Genomic DNA, 18,117 nt, shown 5'->3' on the forward strand with positions numbered 1-18,117 from the left:
GGAGTGCCGGCTGGCAGGAGGCCGGAGACAGGTCGGCCCTGGGTGGGTATGCCGCCCACCCAGGGCCTCACTACCTGGCATAACAGGTGCCGTTATCAGTGGCAGAGCAGCAGGCTCAGGTTGCTCGGGGTCTGCGAAGCGCAGCCCAGCACGGTCAGCGTGGAGCCGCCGTGGTGGTGGCCGTGGTGGCCGTAACCCGGGGTCTCGAGGCCCTGAAGGTCGAGAAGTGCCATGTTTTACACCTCCTTCGGTGCGGTTCGTCGGGATGGAGACTCGGACCACTGGGGAGGTCCGAGGAACGGGAGGGTCACCGGCGCGTCATGCCGCGCGGTGCCCAGGGCCAGCAGGACGCCGGCCGATCCGGTGGACAGGTCCATCGACAACCGCAACAGCTGGTTGCCGGGGTACGCGAGGCCGCCTTCGAACGGCATCGCGTGCCAGCCGAGACCATGCACCAGGTCGTCGACGGTTGCCTGGTCCTCGCCGAGTGCGGCGGCCGTCAGAAGCAGACCGGCGCGCCCCATGAACAGACCGGGCTGGACGTAGAAGGAACAGTGCGTGACGCGCTGCAGCTCGTGGAGCGTCGCGGCGAGCTCTTCGGACGGGCGGTGGCGCAGGTAGCGCGCCAGCACGAGCGCGACACCGGCGGAGCCTTCTTCGAGGTACGGCAGCGTGCGCCAGCCTTGATTGACCTGGCGCATGCCGTCCTCGGTGAGTACGGTCCGCTTCAGGTCCTGCCGGATCGCGATCTCGGACAGGTCGAGCAGGCCGGTGTCACCGAGCAGCTCGTACGCGTTCAGGAAGAGCAGCGCGGGGCCGGACGACCCGTACATCAGGCCGGCTCGTGGGTACTGACCGCCGCTGATCTCCGGTACGTCGCTGCCGAGCCGGTCGGCTACCAGGTCCAGCACGCGAACCGCCTTCGCGCGCAGCGCCGGCTCGGTGTCGAAGTGCAGGAGGCTCAGACCGATACCAGCCAGGCCGGAGTGCATGCCGAGCTCGCGGGAACTCCAGTCGTCGGCGAGCGTGCGGTCGACGAGGTCCAGTGCGTCCTGGCGGTGGCCGAGCTCGTCCAGTACGTGCGCGACGCCGTGCAGTCCGTCGTACAAGCCGGGGCCGGTCTCCGTACTGATGGCGCGCTTGCGTAGCCAGTCGTCGTACTCCGGGAACCGTCCCGCACCCGTCTTGGCCAGCGCGTACAGGACGCCGGCCGCGCCAGTGGCCAGGTCGATGCCACCACCGTCGCGGAACTGCGCGATGTCACCGGGGAACAGCCGGTCGGTGCGTTCGGGCGTCGCGCCGGCGACGATCGACTTGGTCAGCGCGGCGCGTACGTCGGTCCACTCGGACTGACCAGGCAGCGGGAGGTCTTCGAGCTCGTTCGCCGAGCTCGATCCGACGATCGTCCGGACGGCCTCGTCCAGCTCGGCGCGCGGTACCGGGAAGGTACTGGCGATCATGTCCGCGAGCTGGAAGGCCTTGCCTGGATGGAGATTCAGCAGGATCGTCGCCTGCGGGGCGTACACGCCGAGCGCGATGCAGGCCAGCGCGTACCGGTCGACGTCGACGCCCTGCCGGTCCCGCGGAGCGGCGTACCCGGGATGGGCCAGGGTGGAGCGGGCCTGGTCCTCCGCCTTGGTCGCGACCTCGAAGTCGATCAGCGTGAGCTTGCCGTTCACGTCCAGCAGCAGGTTGTCCGGGTGCAGGTCGCAGAAGACCACGCCCCGCTCGTGCAACTGCCCGACCGCTTCGCCGACCTTCGTCACCATCGCGGACGCCCACTCGGCGTACGCCGCCTTGTCCGCGGCGGTCGCGTCCGGGTGGGTCAGCGGGTAACGCCGGACCAGCTCCCGCTGCAGTGACACCGAGTCGATGTGCTCCTGGACCAGGAAGTGATGATCGCCGAGCTGCAGATAGTCATGCGTCCGCGGTACGGCGTCGAGGCCGGTGAGCTGTTCCAGGATGTCGCGTTCGTGCGCGATTCGGGCGACGGCGTCCCGGCCGGCCATGTCCAGGCCCGCGTACGGACGCCCTTCCTTGAGCACCACGCGCTCGCCGGACTCGTTGTGATGGCCGAGGTAGACCCCGCCGCCGTTGGAGAACTGGATGACGCCGTCGATGGTGTATGCGAGGTCGTTGGTGGTGACCGCGTTCCGGGCGTCGAGGTGCGGTTGCAGGAAGTCCGGCAGCCGCACCCAAGGCGGCGTGACGAACGTCGGGCCGCGGTGGTCCGGGACCAGGTTGCCGTGGTCGTCCGCGATCGCGAGCACCCGCTCGCCGGTCGCCGACAGGCAGTAGCGGCTGACGAACGCGCCGTACCGGATGAACAGCGGACCGTCCGCGTAGCGCAGATCGCTCAGGATGTAAGGGCCTTCGACGCCGTGCAGGACCTCGTCGAGCTCCTTGAGGACGAGCTCCAGCTGGGCTTCGTCGGTCGGGTAGATGGTCACCAGCTTGCCGCTCGACCCGCGGGGAGCGGCCTTGGAGTTGACCATCAGCAGGACGGCTTCGTTGCGCAGGAACTTGAACGCGATGCCGCGCGGGACGCAGTACGCCCAGATCGCGTCGAGGGTCCGCTCCACGTCCTGCAGCCGGGCCGACACGTGGATCTTCCAGCCCTGCTCGGGCAGCCGGAGTCCGGCGGGCGCGTAATGCATCCACTGCTCGCCCGGCACGTGCTGCCAGCCCTCCGGCACCGGGCGCTCGGCGATCGCGAAGTCCGGATGCTCGGCACCACGGTTCGCCGGCGTCTCGTAGAACCGCCGGTCCGCTAGGCAGTAGAACTCGTAACTCTCGTGCATGACTGTCCGACCCCCCTTTCGTGGTGCCCCGCCACATCTTGGGCGCCCGGCCGGGGGTCGGCGTAGTGCACGATGTCATCACTCTGATGTGAAGAATGCACACACTACGAGTGAGTATATAAACACTCTTCGTTACGTCATCGCGCGTCCTGAGCGTGAATCGGGCCGTAACAAGATGTCAATCCGCGACAACCGCGTCACGGGGCGTAACTTCGTACCGGATGAGTCGTGGTCACACCGGGTAGGTGTGGACCTCGGTCGCCTTCAGGGTCGCGTGCAGCGGCTGACCGGGCGTCAGGTGCAGCTCGGCGACTGCGGCCGTGGTGATGTCGGCGAGCAGGTCCTTCGGGCCGGCCGGTGACGCGTCGAGGCGTACGCGAACGGTGTGGGCGTGCTGTTCGATACCGGTGACCACAGCAGGCCAGGTGTTACGCGGACTCCCGGCGGGCTGTTCCGGGTAGAGGCTGACCGCGGTAGGTGGGAACGCGACGTGTACTGGGCCGGTAGCTGGTTCAGCGAGAGTGATGGTGCCGCCGTCGGTCAGTACGACTGTGGTGCTCGTTGCAGCGCCTCGGTAGAGGTTGAGGCCTACCAACTGGGCTACGTAGTCGGTGCGCGGCCGGTGGGCTACCTCGGTGGGCTTGCCTTCCTGCACCACCTGGCCGTTCTCGATGATGACGAGGCGATCTGCAAGGACCATGGCGTCCAGTGGGTCGTGTGTGACCAGCAGGGTGCGGCCCTCGAAGCGGCGCAGGTGCTGGCCGAGCTCGGCGCGTACGTGCAGGGTGGTGCTGGCGTCGAGGGCTGCCAGCGGTTCGTCCAGTAGGAGCAGCTCGGGCTCGGTGGCCAGTGCACGGGCCAGTGCGACGCGCTGTGCCTGGCCGCCCGACAAAGCACGTGGGCGCGTACGGGCGTACGCGTCTAGGCCGACTGTCTTCAGCCAGCGGGCTGCGGTTGTTCTGGCAGCGGTCTTGTCCACACCGCGAGCGCGCAGGCCGAAAGCGACGTTCTCCAGGCAGCTGAGGTGGTTGAAGAGTAGGTAGTCCTGGAAGACGACACCGATTGGGCGGCGGTCCGGCGTACGGAACGTGCGTGGCGGTTCGTCCCAGACGGTGGAGTCGAGTGCGATGCGTCCGCCGTTCAACGCGAGCAGTCCGGCGATGGAGCGAAGTGCAGTCGTCTTGCCGGCGCCGTTGGGGCCAAGTAGCGCGACTACTTCACCAGGCTGCACGGTCAGGTCGATGGACAGTTCGAAAGGGCCACGGGTGACCTGGAGGTCGGCGTACAAGGTCATTGCAGACCGCCCAACCAGCGCTCGCGCAGCGATGCCAGCACGACCACTGACACCAGTAGGAGCACCAGACTGAGTACGACCGCCACATCGGGGTCTGTTTCCAGTGCGAGATAGACGGCAAGAGGCATGGTCGTCGTACGGCCTGGGAAGTTCCCGGCGAAGGTGATGGTCGCGCCGAACTCGCCCAGTGCGCGGGCCCAGCACAGTACGGTCCCCGCGATGATCCCGGGAGCGATGGACGGCAGTGTCACGCGCCGGAAGGTCGTCCATCGACTCGCACCGAGCGTTGCGGCCGCCTCTTCGTACCGTGGGTCTGCTGCACGCAGTGCGCCTTCGACAGAGATCACCAGGAACGGCATGGCTACAAAGGCTTCTGCCACGATCACGCCTGCTGTGGTGAACGGCAGCGAGATCCCGAACCAGGCATCTAGGTACTGGCCGACCAGGCCGCGCCGCCCGAGTACCAGTAGCAGCGCAACGCCTCCTACTACTGGCGGGAGCACCAGTGGGACGGTCACGAAGGCTCTGATCACACTTCGGCCGGGCAGTCCGCCTCTAGCGAGTAGCCACGCCAGGGGTACGCCTAGCACGAGGCAGACTGCGGTAGCGGTCGTAGCGCAGATCAGTGACAGCTTCAGTGCCTGCCAGACGTCCGCACTGAACAGGCGGTCCGGCAGCGTCGACCACGGCGCTTTGGCGAGCAGGCCGATCAGTGGGACGAGCAGGAACGCCAGACCGATCAGTGCAGGCAGCAGGAGCACGAGGGGCAGCCGCCCACTCGTACTCCTGCCACGACGACTCACGGTGCGGAGAAGCCGGCCGCGGTCAGAACCGCCTTGCCCTTGTCGGACAGGACGAAGTCGACGAACGCCTTCGCGCCATCAGCGTTCGGCGCCTTGGACAGCGTGGCGATCGGGTACTCGTTGACGGCCTTGCTCGCCTCCGGGAACTCGATGCCGTCGACCTTGCCCTTCGCGGACAGCACGTCGGTCTTGTAGACCAGCGCCGCGTCCACCTCGCCGAGGCTGACCTTGGTCAGCGCGGCCTTCACGTCCTGCTCCAGGCTGTCCGGCTGCGGGGTGATCCCGGCGGCCTTGAACACCTTGTCGGCGGCCGCGCCGCACGGCACCTGCGGCGCGCAGAGCGCGATCTTCTTGGCCTTGTCGGCGAAGTCCTTCAGCCCGGTGATCTTGCCCGGGTTGCCGGTCGGGACGGCGATCTCCAGGGTGTTCTTGACGAAGTTCGCCGGGGTGCCCTTGTCCGTCACCTGGTCCATGTTCTTCGGTGCCGCGGAGGCGAAGACATCCGCCGGCGCGCCCTGGTTGATCTGCTGCGCGAGCGCCGAGCTGCCGCCGAAGTTGAAGGTCACCTTCACGCCCGGGTGCGCGGCCTCGAAGTCCTTGCCGAGCTGGGTGAACGTGCCGGTCAGCGAGGCGGCGGCGAAGACGTTGATCGTCCCGGAGACGGCCGGCGCGCTGCTGCTCGTGCCGCCCGACGGCGACGACGACCCGACCGGGGTCTTGTCGGCGGAGTTGTCCCCGCAGCCGGCCAGGGTGAGCGCGGCGACGGCGGCCAGCGCGGCGAGGGTGGTACGGCGGGACATCAGGCCTCCGGGATTTCGACGACGACATGGGTGGACTTGATCGAGGCGACGGCCACCACACCGGGCTCCAGCCCGAGCTCGTCGGCGGCCTCACGGCTCATCAGCGACACGACGCGGAACGGCCCGGCCTGCATCTCGACCTGGGCCATCACGCCGTCCTTGACTACGCGGGTGACGATCCCGCGCATCCGGTTCCGGGCCGAGGCGGCCGTGGTGGCGCCCGGCTCCGGTGTCTCGGCCAGTTGCTGGGCGAACGCGGCGAGCGCCCGCCCCTCGACGGCCATCCGCCCGTTCTCCTGTGTCGACGGCAGCCGGCCCTGGTCGATCCAGCGACGCACCGTGTCGTCGCTGACTCCGAGCAGCGCGGCCGCTTCGCTCACCCGCAAATTCGGCACGGTACACAGCATACTTCCGCAACTGCGGGTTGATACCAGGTTTTCCACAGTCACCGAGTGGTGACGGACAGTGGCCGCGAATCCTCGTAAGTTAAAGGCATGAGGACATCGGGGATGCGTGACTATCTGGACGGGCCGCACAAGGCGGCCCGGGACGTGGTGCGGGCCGAGCTGGTCGCGCATGCCGGGCCGGCCGGCCTGGCCGAGCACATGTCGCGGGACGAGTACCGCGACAAGGTGCTCGAGCTGCTGCTGGTCGCGGCCGCCGACGGGCTGCCCGCGCGCGGGTACCCGAAGGAGTACGGCGGGGCCGACGATCTCGGCGGGTTCATCGCGGGGTTCGAGACGCTCGCGTTCGGTGACCTGTCGCTGATGGTCAAGGCCGGGGTGCAGTTCGGTCTGTTCGCCGGCGCGATCCTGCACCTCGGCACCGAGCGGCACCACGAGCGGTACCTGGCGGATGCCGTCAGCGGGCGGCTGCTCGGGTGCTTCGCGATGACCGAGACCGGCCACGGGTCGAACGTGCAGGCCCTCGGCACCACGGCGACGTACGACCCGGAGACCGACGAGTTCGTCGTGCACACGCCGACGCCGGCCGCGCGGAAGGACTACATCGGCAACGCGGCGCGGCACGGGCGGATGGCGGCGGTGTTCGCACAACTCGTGGTCGGTGCCGAGAGCCACGGCGTGCATTGCTTGCTGGTGCCGATCCGCGACGACGACGGCGCCGCGCTGCCGGGCGTGACGCTCACGGACTGCGGGCCCAAGCTGGGGCTGAACGGGGTGGACAACGGCCGGATCGTGTTCGACCAGGTCCGGGTGCCGCGCGACGCGCTGCTGGACAGGTATGCCCAGGTCGATGCCAACGGCAACTACCAGAGCTCGATCGAGAATCCGGACCGGCGCTTCTTCACCATGCTCGGGACGCTGGTGCAGGGGCGGGTGTCGGTCGGCGGGGCGGCGATCAACGCGAGCAAGGTCGCACTGACGATCGCGATCAGGTACGCGGCGCGGCGCCGGCAGTTCGGTGCGCCGGGCAGCGCGGAGGAGGCGTTGCTGCTCGACTACCGGATGCATCAGCGCCGGCTGCTGCCGTTGCTGGCCCGGACGTACGCGCTGCACTTCGCGCAGGCCGAGCTGGTCGACGAGTTCGTGCGGGTGTTCAACGCCGGCCGAACCACCGCGGACGCTCGCGGCCGGAGCGGTGACGATGGCGGCCGGGCGGGCGGCGATGGCGGCGGCACGGGTAGGGATGGCGGCCGGACGGGTGGGGATGGCGGGGAGCATGATCGGCGGGCGCTCGAGGCGCAGGCGGCCGGGACGAAGGCGCTCGGGACGTGGCATGCGACCGAGACGATCCAGGTCTGCCGCGAGGCGTGCGGCGGCGCCGGGTACCTGGCGGAGAACCGGCTGGCCAGGCTCAAGGCCGACACCGACGTGTTCACCACCTTCGAGGGCGACAACACCGTCCTGCTGCAGCTGGTGGCGAAGGGATTGCTGACCGACTACCGCAGATCGTTCGGCGAGCTGGATCCGTTGGGGACGGCACGGTTCGTGGCGGCGCAGGCGGTCGAGATCGCGGTCGAGAAGGCGGCGCTGCGGCCGCTGATCGAGCGGCTGCGCGACGTCGTACCGAACCGGAGCGACACCTCGGACCCGGACGCCGGCCTGCGCGACGACGCGTACCACTCGGGCCTGCTGCGATACCGGGAGGAGCACATGCTGTCTGGGGTGGCGCGGCGGTTGAAGGCCGGGATCGACGCTGGGGACGATGCGTTCGACGTGTTCAACCGGTGCCAGGACCACGTGATCGCGGCCGGGCGGGCACATGTCGATCGGGTCGTGCTCGAGGCCTTCCAGTCCGCTGTGCGGGACGCTCCGGAGGAGGTGCAACCGTGGCTGCACGATCTGTACGACCTGCACGCGCTGACCACGATCGAAGCGGAGCGGGCCTGGTATCTCGAGCACGGGCGGCTGTCACCGGGGCGTTCGAAGGCGATCACCGCACTGGTGAACGAGCTGTGCGCGATCGTCCGGCCGGTGGCGGTGGACCTCGTCGACGCGTTCGGCGTACCGGGCTCGGCGGTCGACGTACCCATGGTTGTACCGTCGCAGCATGAGTGAGCCGATCGAACCCGCGTCGGCCGCCGAGGCCGCCCGCGAACTCGCCCGGGTGCTGCTGGAGCAGGCCGACGCTCTGGACCTGCACGACCTGCGGGCCACCGGCGCGATCGAGAACGTCCGGGTCCAGGCCCGGGCGCTCGCCGACGCCGTACACGAGCGGGGGTGGGGTGACATCTTCCTCGGGATCGACTCGTACGACCCCGATGAGCTGGACGACCTGCCGCTCGGCCCGGACGACTTCGACGACCCGGCCGACTACCGCGAGATCGTCGAGGGTGGCGCCCTCGGCGACCTGGACGACCTGGAGGAGCTCGAAAGCACGCTGCTCCCGGAGAACGGCGTCCGGCTCAGCTACCAGGCGCGCTACGACTACGTCGTCACCGACCCGGACGCCTTCGTCCGGTACGTCCGCGACCGCGCCGAGAAGGCCCAGGACGAGGCGCTGACCGACGACGCGATCGACGACATCGAGGACGCCCAGTCCGCGTTCGAGCTGCTCTGCTACCTGGACGGGCTGGGCTCCAAGGAGTACGAGCCGTACGGGCTGATCCCGGGCGGTGGCGAGGAGTCACACAAGATCGTCGAGTTCTCGCTCTGGGACCTGGACCCGACCCGCCGCGACGACACCTACCCGTACTGACTGTCCTGACCCCGAGCCGTTCACCGTCGAGAGTCTTCGCGGGGAGCGGGGAGGGGGTCCTCGGTGTACTGATCCCCAGTCGCACCAGTACAGCGAGGAACGCCCCACATGAGAAACGCCGGCCGTGCCGGGCGCCGGTCACCACCTCACTGGCGACCGATGCCCAGCCGGCACGGCCGGCGTCCTGCTGTTTGCCCCGAGAGGGCAAGTGGCCCGAAGGAGGGTGGCCCGGGACACTCATTCCGCGGCCGGCAGGGGAGGTACAGTCCGGTCCCGGACGGGAGTGCAGCGGGGGCCACCTGGACCCGGTTGCCGGCGACCCGTCCGCCGCCGACACCAGAACCGTGGCATGGGCGGCAGCTCCCCGGGAATCCTCCCGATCAAACATTTGCATTGCCTTTGAAGTAGGCAACTCTGTGTACAGATCGCTTCACGTTCCGTAGATATGTTGCCTGCCGCAACAACTATCCACGTTTTGTTGAGCGCCTGATTTCTCGAATCGTCAGGCGAGTTCCAGCGACGGCCGGGCCGGTACGTCGCCGTACGTCGTGGTGCGCTGGCGAGCCGGGCGCCCGGCCGCGGTGGCCATCGCGGTGAGCTCGGCGATCGACTTGCGGCTGCCGTGCTTCGAGCCGGCCATCCGGCTGATCGTCTCCTCCATCAGCGTGCCGCCGATGTCGTTGACGCCACCGTTGAGTACGGCCACGCAACCGTCGACGCCGAGCTTCACCCACGAGCACTGGATGTTGTCGATCCGCCCGTGCAGCATGATCCGCGCCATCGCGTGCACCGCGCGGTTCTCGTCGTACGTCGGGCCCGGGCGGGCCACGCCGGCCAGGTAGATCGGCGAGTTCTGGTGGATGAACGGCAGCAGCACGAACTCGGTGAACCCGCCGGTCCGGTCCTGGATCGCCGCGATCGTCCGCAGGTGCTGGACCCAGTGGTGCGGCGCGTCGACATGCCCGTACATCATCGTCGAGCTGGACGGCAGGCCGACCTTGTGCGCGGTGCTGATCACCTCGATCCAGCTTGCCGTCGGCAACTTTCCCTTGGTGAGGATCCAGCGGATGTCGTCGTCGAGGATCTCGGCGGCGGTGCCCGGGATGCTGTCCAGACCGGCTTCCTTGACCGAGATCAGGAACTCCTCGATCGACAGTCCGGTCCGGACCGAGCCGTTCACGATCTCCATCGGCGAGTACGCGTGGACGTGCATCTCCGGGACCCGGTCCTTCACGGCGCGGACCAGGTCGGCGTACGCGGTGCCGGGGAGGTCGGGGTGGATACCGCCCTGCATGCAGACCTCGGTCGCGCCGATCACCCAGGCCTCCTCGGCGCGCTGCCCGACCTCGTCCATCGAGAGCGAGTACGCGTCCGCGTCCGTACGGCGCTGGGCGAACGCGCAGAACCGGCAGCCGGTGTAGCAGACGTTGGTGAAGTTGATGTTCCGGTTCACCACGTAGCTGACGTCGTCGCCGACCGTCTGCTTACGCAGGTCGTCCGCGATCCGGGCAAGCTGATCCAGCGCGGGCCCGGTGGCCGTCATCAAGGTCAACGCCTGCTCATCGGACAGTCCTGCCGGATCCCGTTCAGCAGCAGCCAACGCAGCCTTCACGTCACTGTCTATCTGCTGAGGTGAAGTAGACGCGGCGCGGCGGGCAGCTACGTCTTCGCGGAGGACGTCCCAGTCGCCGTAGGCGGCGTCGAAGTCGGAGCGGGTTTCGGTGCGGCGGCCCTCGGTGTCGATCGCGGTGTGCAGGTCGGTGCGGCCGACGCTGTCCCATCCGCCATCAGGCTCCTGCCACGGCAGCCCAACCGGCAGCGCACTCTCGTTCGCCAGACCACTTGCCGGATCGACCAGCGCCTCGACGTGCGAAATCAGCCGCGGATCAAGCCAGGGCTCCCGCAGGTACTCGGGGTGAGCCGTCAGCCGCTCCCGCAACACGAACCCGGCGTCGGCCGTCACCTTCGCCAGGTCGTCGATCTGCGGCCACGGTCGCTCCGGGTTCACGTGATCGGGCGTCAGCGGCGAAACCCCACCGAAGTCGTCCACCCCGGCGTCCAGCAACGCCCGGCACTCGGCCAGATCGACCAGGTTCGGCGGCGCCTGCACCCGTACCCGCGGACCGAGCACGACACGGGTGACGGCGATCGCGGCCAGCCACTCGTCCAGCGGTACGTCGGCGTCGTTCCGCATCGCGGTGTCCGGCTTCACCCGGAACCCCTGGATGATGACTTCCTGAATCCCGTTGTACTGCCGCGCGATCTTCCGCAGCGCGAAGATCGAGTCGGCGCGCTCGGTCAGTGTCTCGCCGATCCCGATCAGCAGCCCGGTCGTGAACGGCACGTTCGACCGGCCGGCGTCCTCCAGCACCCGCAGCCGTACCGCCGGGTCCTTGTCCGGCGACCCGAAGTGCGGCTGGCCCTTCTCCTCGAACAGCCGCCGGGACGTGGTCTCGAGCATCATCCCCATGCTCGGCGCGACCGGCTTCAACCGCTGCAGGTCCTGCCAGGACATCACGCCGGGGTTCAGGTGCGGCAGCAGCCCGGTCTCTTCGAGGACCCGGATCGCCATCGCGCGTACGTAGTCGAGCGTGCTGTCGTACCCGGCCTCGTCCAGCCACTGCCGTGCCGCGTCCCACCGCTCTTCCGGCGCGTCGCCCAGCGTGAACAGCGCCTCCTTGCAGCCCAGCGCCGCGCCTTGGCGGGCGATCTCCAGCACCTCGTCCGGCGACAGGTACGGCGCGTGGACGCGGCCGGGCGTGGTCGCGAACGTGCAGTAGTGGCACCGGTCGCGGCAGAGCCGGGTCAGCGGGATGAAGACCTTCTTCGAGTAGGTGACGATGCCCGGTCGCCCGGCGTCGGCCAGGCCTTGGTCGCGGACCCGCGCCGCGGTCGCCATCAGGGTGGTCAGCGCGTCACCGCTCGCACCGAGCAGGACCTCCACCTCCACCGGGTCGAGGGTCTTGCCGTCGCTTGCGCGCTTCAGGGCACGGCGCATCGCGGTACCGAGTTCAGAGTTGGCCACGAGATCCGAGCCTAAGTTGCCTTGGCCGGTCGTTCCCGCGATTCCGGGGATCAAAATCAATCCGTACGAACGTCCTGATAGTTTGCTGTTCATGCAGGTCAGGCGGGTTCCCGACGGTCGCCGGATGCGCGGTGAGCAGCGCCGGAACGAATTGCTCGCGGCCACGCTGGCGGTGATAGAACGCGACGGAGTCGCAGGTGTGAGCCATCGAGTGGTGGCCGCGGAGGCCGATGTCTCGGTCGCGTCGATCACCTACCACTTCCCGACGCTGGACGCGCTGCTGGTCGCCGCGCTGCAGTCGGCGGCGGAGGATCTCGCGGCCGAGCTGGACGGCCGGGGGAGTGAGCTGGGAGCCCGGCCGGCCGACGAGCTGGCCCGGCTGATCGAGCACAGCGCGGTACGCCGACGTGGCCGCACGCTCGCCCTGTACGAGCTGTACTTGTACGCCGCCCGGCGTCCCGAACTGCGCGGGTCAGCCGCGGCATGGCTGCAACCGCTGACTGAGATCGCCCGGGCGTTCGCCGGTGACCCGCAGAAGGCGCGACTACTGGTGGCGGCACTGGACGGGCTGCTGATGCAGGCACTGATAGGTGCCCGCGAGGTCGACCGTCGGGACCTGGCTGCCCTGCTTGAGGTGCTGAGGTAGCGCTGGGGCTACCTGCGGCCGGGTGCGCAGGCCAGAGCGCGCTACCGGCAGTGCAGGTTGGCTAGCTGCATGCTGAGGTTGTCTGTCGGAGCACTGCGGACCAGGTGGCAGCTGTTCGCCGGTGCGGTAGTCGCTGTCGCGCTGGGTGTCGGTCTGGTGCAGTCCGGACTCCAGATGCTCGCCGCAACTGACAAGCCAGTGCTGCCGGCCGGACTGACGGCGTACGAGCGCGCACAGGTGCGGGAGGGGTACGTCGGTGCGTCAACGCTGTTAGGCATGTCGGTGATGCTGGCGGTCTTCCTGAGCGTGTTCATCGTCAGTACGACGTTCGGGTTCATGACCGTGCAGCGGCGGCGTGAGTTCGGGCTACTGCGGCTGGTGGGGGCGCAGCGAGGGTATCTGTGCCTGATGGTGGTCATGGAGGCCGGACTGCTTGGTGTACTGGGCAGTGTGGTCGGCCTGCCGCTCGGACTGGTCGCTACCTGGGCACAGACGTGGCTGCTCACCCAGTTGGGGATGCTGCCGAGCTGGTTCCATGCGCCGTGGGACCAGGGCGCGATGTGGGCCGCGATGATCGTCGGGGTCAGTACGGCGCTCGCCGGGGTGCTCGCCGCGGCCTGGCGGGCGTCGCGGATCCGTGCGCTCGAAGCGATTGTCGAGGGGCAGGCGGCGCAGCGGGTGATGACCGCGTGGCGCTGGTTCTGGGGGTTGTCGGCGGCGGGTGGAACGCTCTTGCTGGTGATCGCGGCGCAGGCGGCGCGGGACCTCTTGGCCGGGTTGATGATCGCCCTGGTGGTGATGATCAGTGGTTCGGTCGCGCTCAGTCAGTTGAGTCCGGTGGTCGTCCCGCTGGTCGGCCGGCTGCCCGCGTTCGTTGTCCGGGGCAACTTGATCGCGGACCTGGCGCGGTCGGGCGTGCTGCACGCCGTACGCCGAAGTGCCGCGACCGCGGCGCCGCTGATCGTGCTGGTCGGGTTGACCGTCGGGTTGTGGGGCACGTTCGGATCGCTGGCCAAGGCGGTCGGGGTCGAGCAGAAGCGGCTGATCACCGCGGATGTGGTGGTCGATCGTCCGGTCGCGCCCGGGCCGGGGATCGTCGCGGCGTCGACGCAGACCGCCGTACCGATCGCGATCACGCGCGGGAAGCGGACTGTGTACTCGGAGGCGATCGGGATCGATCCGGCCGCGTACGAGGCGACGCATCGGCTGCGGCCGCGGAAGGGAGCGCTGGACAAGCTGACCGGGCCTACGATCGCGATCGGACCGGGGATGGCGGCCGAGGGGTACAAGCTCGGGTCGACGCTGAAAGTTGCTCTAGGCAATCGAAAGATCGAGGTCAAGGTGGTGGCGATCATGCCCGAGACCCTGGACGTGAGCGAGAACTTCTTCATTCCCAGGAGTTTGCTGCCGGCCGGTGGCCGGACCGAGACGCTGGTGAAGTTGGAGCCTGGGGCAACGATGGACGGGCAGACGGTCAAGTCCTGGGCCGAGCAGCGGGGTGAGGATCAGCAGCGCGGCAATGCCGGGTTGTTCGCGGCGCTGATGGGTCTGGCCGGGATCTTCACCGCGGTCGCGGTGGTGAACGCGGTGGTGATGTCGACGGCCGACCGGCGGCGTGAGTTCGCGCTGGCGCGGATGGCCGGCCTGACCCGCGGGCAGGTCGTGACCGTCGCGCTGGTCGAGTCCGCGACCGTCGTGGTGGTCGGCGTACTGCTCGGGGCCGTGGTGGCCGCGGCGGCGCTCGCCGGGATCGCGGCCGGACCCTACGGTATCGAGGCGCTGGCGGTCCCGTGGCAGTTGCTGGGGCTGATCTTCGGTACGGCGCTGGTGGTCGTCGGAGCGACGTCAGCGCTTACCGCGTATCGCGCGACGTCTCGCCGGCCCGGCACATACTGAGCAGGACGACATGATGGAACGGGCGGATCAGGTTGAAGTAGATCCGCCCGGCCGGCCGGAGGTACTGCACCAGGGTCGCGACCTTGAACGTCGCCGGATGCTCGTCGTCGGTGAAGAACGCCAGGTACGCCATCAGGTGGTTGTCGGCGATCTGCAGCAGCAGGTAGCGGTCCTCCTCGCCGCGGACGACCGTGAAGAACGAGTTCTTCTCGCCCGGCGTGAAGCTCACGGTCTCCGGCCGGAGCCGCCGCGAGTCCGGGATGCCGGTGGTCTCGAGCCGCAGCACCGCGGCGAGCGCCATTCGGACCGCGAACAGTCCTTTGATCCAGAGCGGGCTGTGGCCGAGCGCACCGGCGGCGAACTCGCGCAGTGTCACGTCGGCGTGCGCCGTCTTCACGTCGATCTCGTCCACGACCGGAATCAGCTCGTCCAGCTCGTGCAGCATCGTCGGCATGATCGCGTCCTCCCAGTTGATCAGTCGATGAGGCGGAGCGTGAGGTTGTAGATCTCGCGCAGGTCGGCGCGTTCGACCGTCGGCAGCACCTGCTCGGCACCGATCAGGATCAGGTAGAGCATTTGCGCGTACCGGTCCGGGTCGAGGTCGGCGTTCAGCCCGTGGCACAGCTCCTTCAAGTACGCCGTCCGCGTCGCGTCCACGCGCTCCTGCGCCGCGCGTACTTCCGGGTCCTGCAACGCCCAGGCGCGGATCGCGATCTCGAGGGCCACGTTGTCCGGGTCGGTCAGCACCAACCGGAGCAGGTGCTCGAGCTTCGCCTTCGGCTTGGCGTTCTCGGCTTGAACGGCGTCGATCAACCGAGTCGTGTACTCCTGCTCGAAGTACTCCAGCAGGGCGGTCTTGAACCCGCCGGCGCCCGCGAAGTGGTGGTAGAACGACCCCTTCGTCATCCCGAGCTCGCCGGTCAACCGCTCGATCGTGATCGCCGGCGCCCCCTCGGTCGCCAGCAGCTCGACCCCTACCTCGATCCACTCCACCCTCGTGACCACGGGCTGAACATACCATACGGTTTGGTATGCCCGCTCAACCCGCCCCTCAACCCGCCCCTCAACACACAGGCGGGGGTTCACGTCTCAAGTGGTCGGTTAGTGCCTGGCATGCGAGTGGTGAACCGGCCAGATCTGAGGTGAACCCTTCCCGTTGCGTTCGGAAACGGCGGTCCGGTTGCGCGATGCGGCCGCGCCGGGGCGGCCGGTCGAGGTTGGATGGTCCAGGTCCGGTGGTCCAGGTCGGGTGGTCAATCCAGCTTGATCTGGAGGTTGTTCAGGTAGATCGAAGTGACGTGCGGGTCGCCTTCGTGGACCTGGAGGGTGTGGGTGCCGGTGTCGAAGGTGCCGTACGCGTCGCCGGTCGACCAGAACACCCGGCGTACGTCCGGGTGATGCGGCGTGAAGCGCATGACGCCGGTGTGGGCGTCGTACCCGAATCCGGTGAGCTGGATGACCGCGCCCCAGGACGCCATCGCCCGGGCGTAATGATGACCGCATTCGGCTTCGTCGTACGGGTTGCGCCGCTCGCCGTCGTACCGGTGCCGGATGTCCGTGACGAGCTGGATGCCTTCGTCGATCATTCCTTCGGACATGAGCCCGACGGCGAGGATGTGCTCGAAGCCGGTCATCACCTCGGTGAAGTACGGGAACGGGCGCTCCGGGCGGTTGCCGCGCGGGTAGCTGCACATCAGGACGGCGGATTCGTCGGCACCGAGTACGTAGCTGCGCATGTGGTTGAAATGCCCGGTGAACCCGGACAGCCGGTTGTACCGGACGATGCTGCGCAACGTGGTGGCGACGTGCTCCTCGTTGAGCAGTGAGCCGAGTTGGGTCAGTCGCGCGAGGTGCTGCCCGACGAGCTGGTCGACGAGGCAGCCGTCGCCGAGTTGCAGTACGGGATGCGTCGGGTCAGGTGCTCCGGCCTGCTCGCGCAGCCCGGGCGCGATGTCGTCGGCGGACGCGGGCGGACGGATCTCGTGCCGGTAGTACTCCCCGTTGAACAAGTGCTCGTCCATCCACGCGCTACCGCTCGCGAACAGTTTCCGGCACTCACCGGCGAGATCGTCACCGAGGTACGTCGCCATCTCCTCGCAGGCGCGGAGCGCGGCCAGGTACCAGGACTGCATCTGGGGATTCGGCCCGTAGTACTCGACGTCCATCGTGTTGTGCTGGCAACCCTCCATCACCCCGTCGCGGTCGGCGTCCCACCCGCCGGGAATCCAGCAGAACTCCAGTGCCCGGCGCGCGGCCGGCCACAACGACCGGAGCAGCTCGTCGTCACCGCTCAGCCGCCACTCCCGGTACAGCTTCACCAGGCAGCCGAGTTGCCCATCCGCGGCCGCGACCGTCCAGTTGCGGGCCTTTGTGTCCAGCGGCAGCCCGACGCGGAAGCTCATCAGCCCGTCCGGGCCGGTCGCGTGCGCGAACTCGATCTCACGCATCGACCGCGCGATCTCGCCGAACAGGTAGGGCGTCGCCTGCTCGTAGTTCCACACATGGGTACAGGTCCCCATGCAACTGCCTTCGTGGTCGGAGCAGCCCTCCCACCCGAAGAAGCGCCCATCCGGCGTACGGAACACGGTCTGCGTACGCAGCGTGCTGAGGTTGAACAGCGCTGCTTCTTTCACCGCGTCCGGTAGATCACTCGACACAAAGGCATCGACGAAGCGCACGGTACGGCGCTCGAGCTCGTCCAAGCGCGGTGCGAATCGCGTCAGTGCATCCCACGCATCCGCGTACAACGTCGTGTAGTGATTGCCGACGAAGTCCGGGTTCTCCCAGCCGCGCCGGTTCGGGAAATGCCAGCCGAGCAGGAAGGTGAAGCGCTCGGTCGCCCCGGCGGCAACCGCACGCCGGTCCGCGACCGAGGCGACCGGGGTCGCGGACTCACTGACCCGCTCGTCCAGCCGGCCGTCGGCGCTGAAGTCGTCCCAGAAATCGAGCAGGCTGTCACCCCAGGTACGGTCGGCCCAGCCGGTCCGCCGGGTCACGTCCTGCCCGTCGAGTACGGCCAGCGCGATCGATCCGTACTGCTCCGCGCCGGGATCGACGCCGCGGCTGCGCAGCAGTACACCTGATGGGTCGGCCAACGTGTTGTAGTTGCCTGCGGCAACGTCAGTCCGGCCGTCCCGGCCGATGAAGTTCTGCAGCGCGCCGGCGATGGAGACGGTCAGCGGTTCCGGGCCGCGGTTGGTGACCGCGAAACGCAGCACCGCGACCGGCCACGAGCTCGCCTCGACGTCGGTGGGTACGAACGGGTTGAACGCTTCCAGATCGACCTCGACCGGTGCGTCGCCGTCACGCAACTCGAGCCGGCCGAACGGGTACGCGGTGGCGAAGGTCGCGTCCCGGAAGCGCGGCAGACCGTGGTTCTGCGCGCCGCTCCCGTGCGCGCCCTCGTACTCGCTGAGGTCCAGCGGGCCTTCCAGCGCGCGGGCGGTGACCGCGCCGGACGGGGATTCGGTCCGGAGCGCGAAGAAGGCGGTGCCGGGGTGGAAGCCTTTCGCCGGGCGGTTCACGATCTCCCAGTCGCGGAGGTTGCCGCGGCCGCCGAGGCTGACCGTGCCGGTGCCGATCCCGCCGAGCGGGAGCGCGATCCGGCGGAGATTACGTCCGGTGTACGTGCGCAGGGTTGGCCACATACCCACCGACCCTAGACGCGAAAACCCGCCGGAGAAATCGTTCTCC

Annotated in this window: 14 protein-coding genes; 4 read left to right on the top strand and 10 right to left on the bottom strand. The window is 68.5% G+C overall.

The window, feature by feature from the left end:
* Positions 1-95 precede the first annotated feature (95 nt).
* From HDA44_RS29220 to HDA44_RS29245, 6 genes are all read right to left on the bottom strand, one after another.
* Entirely contained in the window at positions 96-233 is a 138-nt protein-coding gene (locus HDA44_RS29220) for a SapB/AmfS family lanthipeptide (protein WP_184839847.1), read from the bottom strand.
* A gap of 3 nt (positions 234-236) precedes the next feature.
* Positions 237-2,801 (bottom strand): class III lanthionine synthetase LanKC, encoded by a 2,565-nt coding sequence (gene lanKC / locus HDA44_RS29225; protein WP_184839849.1) that lies wholly within the window; start codon positions 2,799-2,801, stop codon positions 237-239.
* A 232-nt stretch (positions 2,802-3,033) separates the two neighbouring features.
* The gene (locus HDA44_RS29230; protein ID WP_184839851.1) at positions 3,034-4,095 is read right to left on the bottom strand and encodes an ABC transporter ATP-binding protein; all 1,062 of its coding nucleotides are present in this window, start codon (positions 4,093-4,095) and stop codon (positions 3,034-3,036) included.
* Positions 4,092-4,856 carry a molybdate ABC transporter permease subunit gene (gene modB / locus HDA44_RS29235; protein ID WP_319036434.1) on the bottom strand — a complete coding sequence of 255 codons (765 nt, stop codon included), beginning with the start codon at positions 4,854-4,856 and terminating at the stop codon, positions 4,092-4,094. The genes HDA44_RS29230 and modB overlap by 4 nt, the downstream gene beginning before the upstream one ends.
* 38 nt (positions 4,857-4,894) lie before the next feature.
* Entirely contained in the window at positions 4,895-5,698 is an 804-nt protein-coding gene (modA, locus tag HDA44_RS29240; RefSeq protein ID WP_184839855.1) for a molybdate ABC transporter substrate-binding protein, read from the bottom strand.
* On the bottom strand, positions 5,698-6,093 hold the full coding sequence (locus tag HDA44_RS29245) for a TOBE domain-containing protein (protein WP_184839857.1): 396 nt from the start codon (positions 6,091-6,093) through the stop codon (positions 5,698-5,700). Before HDA44_RS29245 ends, modA begins: the two co-directional genes overlap by 1 nt.
* A gap of 99 nt (positions 6,094-6,192) precedes the next feature.
* On the opposite strand from HDA44_RS29245, the gene HDA44_RS29250 reads away from it, so the two are divergent.
* Together HDA44_RS29250 and HDA44_RS29255 are read left to right on the top strand one after the other, a co-directional pair.
* The gene (locus HDA44_RS29250; protein WP_184839859.1) at positions 6,193-8,217 is read left to right on the top strand and encodes an acyl-CoA dehydrogenase family protein; all 2,025 of its coding nucleotides are present in this window, start codon (positions 6,193-6,195) and stop codon (positions 8,215-8,217) included.
* Positions 8,210-8,857: a hypothetical protein gene (locus HDA44_RS29255; protein ID WP_184839861.1), complete on the top strand. Its 648-nt coding sequence runs from the start codon at positions 8,210-8,212 to the stop codon at positions 8,855-8,857. The genes HDA44_RS29250 and HDA44_RS29255 overlap by 8 nt, the downstream gene beginning before the upstream one ends.
* A 502-nt stretch (positions 8,858-9,359) precedes the next feature.
* Here HDA44_RS29255 and HDA44_RS29260 read toward each other — a convergent pair.
* Complete coding sequence (locus tag HDA44_RS29260; RefSeq protein ID WP_184844478.1) at positions 9,360-11,855, bottom strand: bifunctional FO biosynthesis protein CofGH; 2,496 nt, start codon at positions 11,853-11,855, stop codon at positions 9,360-9,362.
* Between the two features lie 118 nt (positions 11,856-11,973).
* On the opposite strand from HDA44_RS29260, the gene HDA44_RS29265 reads away from it, so the two are divergent.
* Together HDA44_RS29265 and HDA44_RS29270 are read left to right on the top strand one after the other, a co-directional pair.
* The gene (locus tag HDA44_RS29265; RefSeq protein WP_184839863.1) at positions 11,974-12,528 is read left to right on the top strand and encodes a TetR/AcrR family transcriptional regulator; all 555 of its coding nucleotides are present in this window, start codon (positions 11,974-11,976) and stop codon (positions 12,526-12,528) included.
* A 69-nt stretch (positions 12,529-12,597) separates the two neighbouring features.
* Positions 12,598-14,424, top strand: coding sequence for an ABC transporter permease (locus HDA44_RS29270; protein ID WP_184839865.1), 1,827 nt, complete (start codon positions 12,598-12,600; stop codon positions 14,422-14,424).
* Here HDA44_RS29270 and HDA44_RS29275 read toward each other — a convergent pair.
* The 3 genes from HDA44_RS29275 to HDA44_RS29285 all read right to left on the bottom strand — a co-directional run bounded on the left by HDA44_RS29275 (position 14,381) and on the right by HDA44_RS29285 (position 18,071).
* Positions 14,381-14,878, bottom strand: coding sequence for a DUF2867 domain-containing protein (locus HDA44_RS29275; RefSeq protein ID WP_184839867.1), 498 nt, complete (start codon positions 14,876-14,878; stop codon positions 14,381-14,383). The genes HDA44_RS29270 and HDA44_RS29275 overlap by 44 nt on opposite strands.
* Before the next feature lie 20 nt (positions 14,879-14,898).
* Complete coding sequence (locus tag HDA44_RS29280; protein ID WP_184839869.1) at positions 14,899-15,429, bottom strand: TetR family transcriptional regulator; 531 nt, start codon at positions 15,427-15,429, stop codon at positions 14,899-14,901.
* A 248-nt stretch (positions 15,430-15,677) separates the two neighbouring features.
* On the bottom strand, positions 15,678-18,071 hold the full coding sequence (locus tag HDA44_RS29285) for a GH116 family glycosyl-hydrolase (protein WP_184839871.1): 2,394 nt from the start codon (positions 18,069-18,071) through the stop codon (positions 15,678-15,680).
* Positions 18,072-18,117: the final 46 nt, after the last annotated feature.

The organism is Kribbella solani (assembly GCF_014205295.1).
Taxonomy (GTDB): Bacteria; Actinomycetota; Actinomycetes; order Propionibacteriales; family Kribbellaceae; genus Kribbella; species Kribbella solani.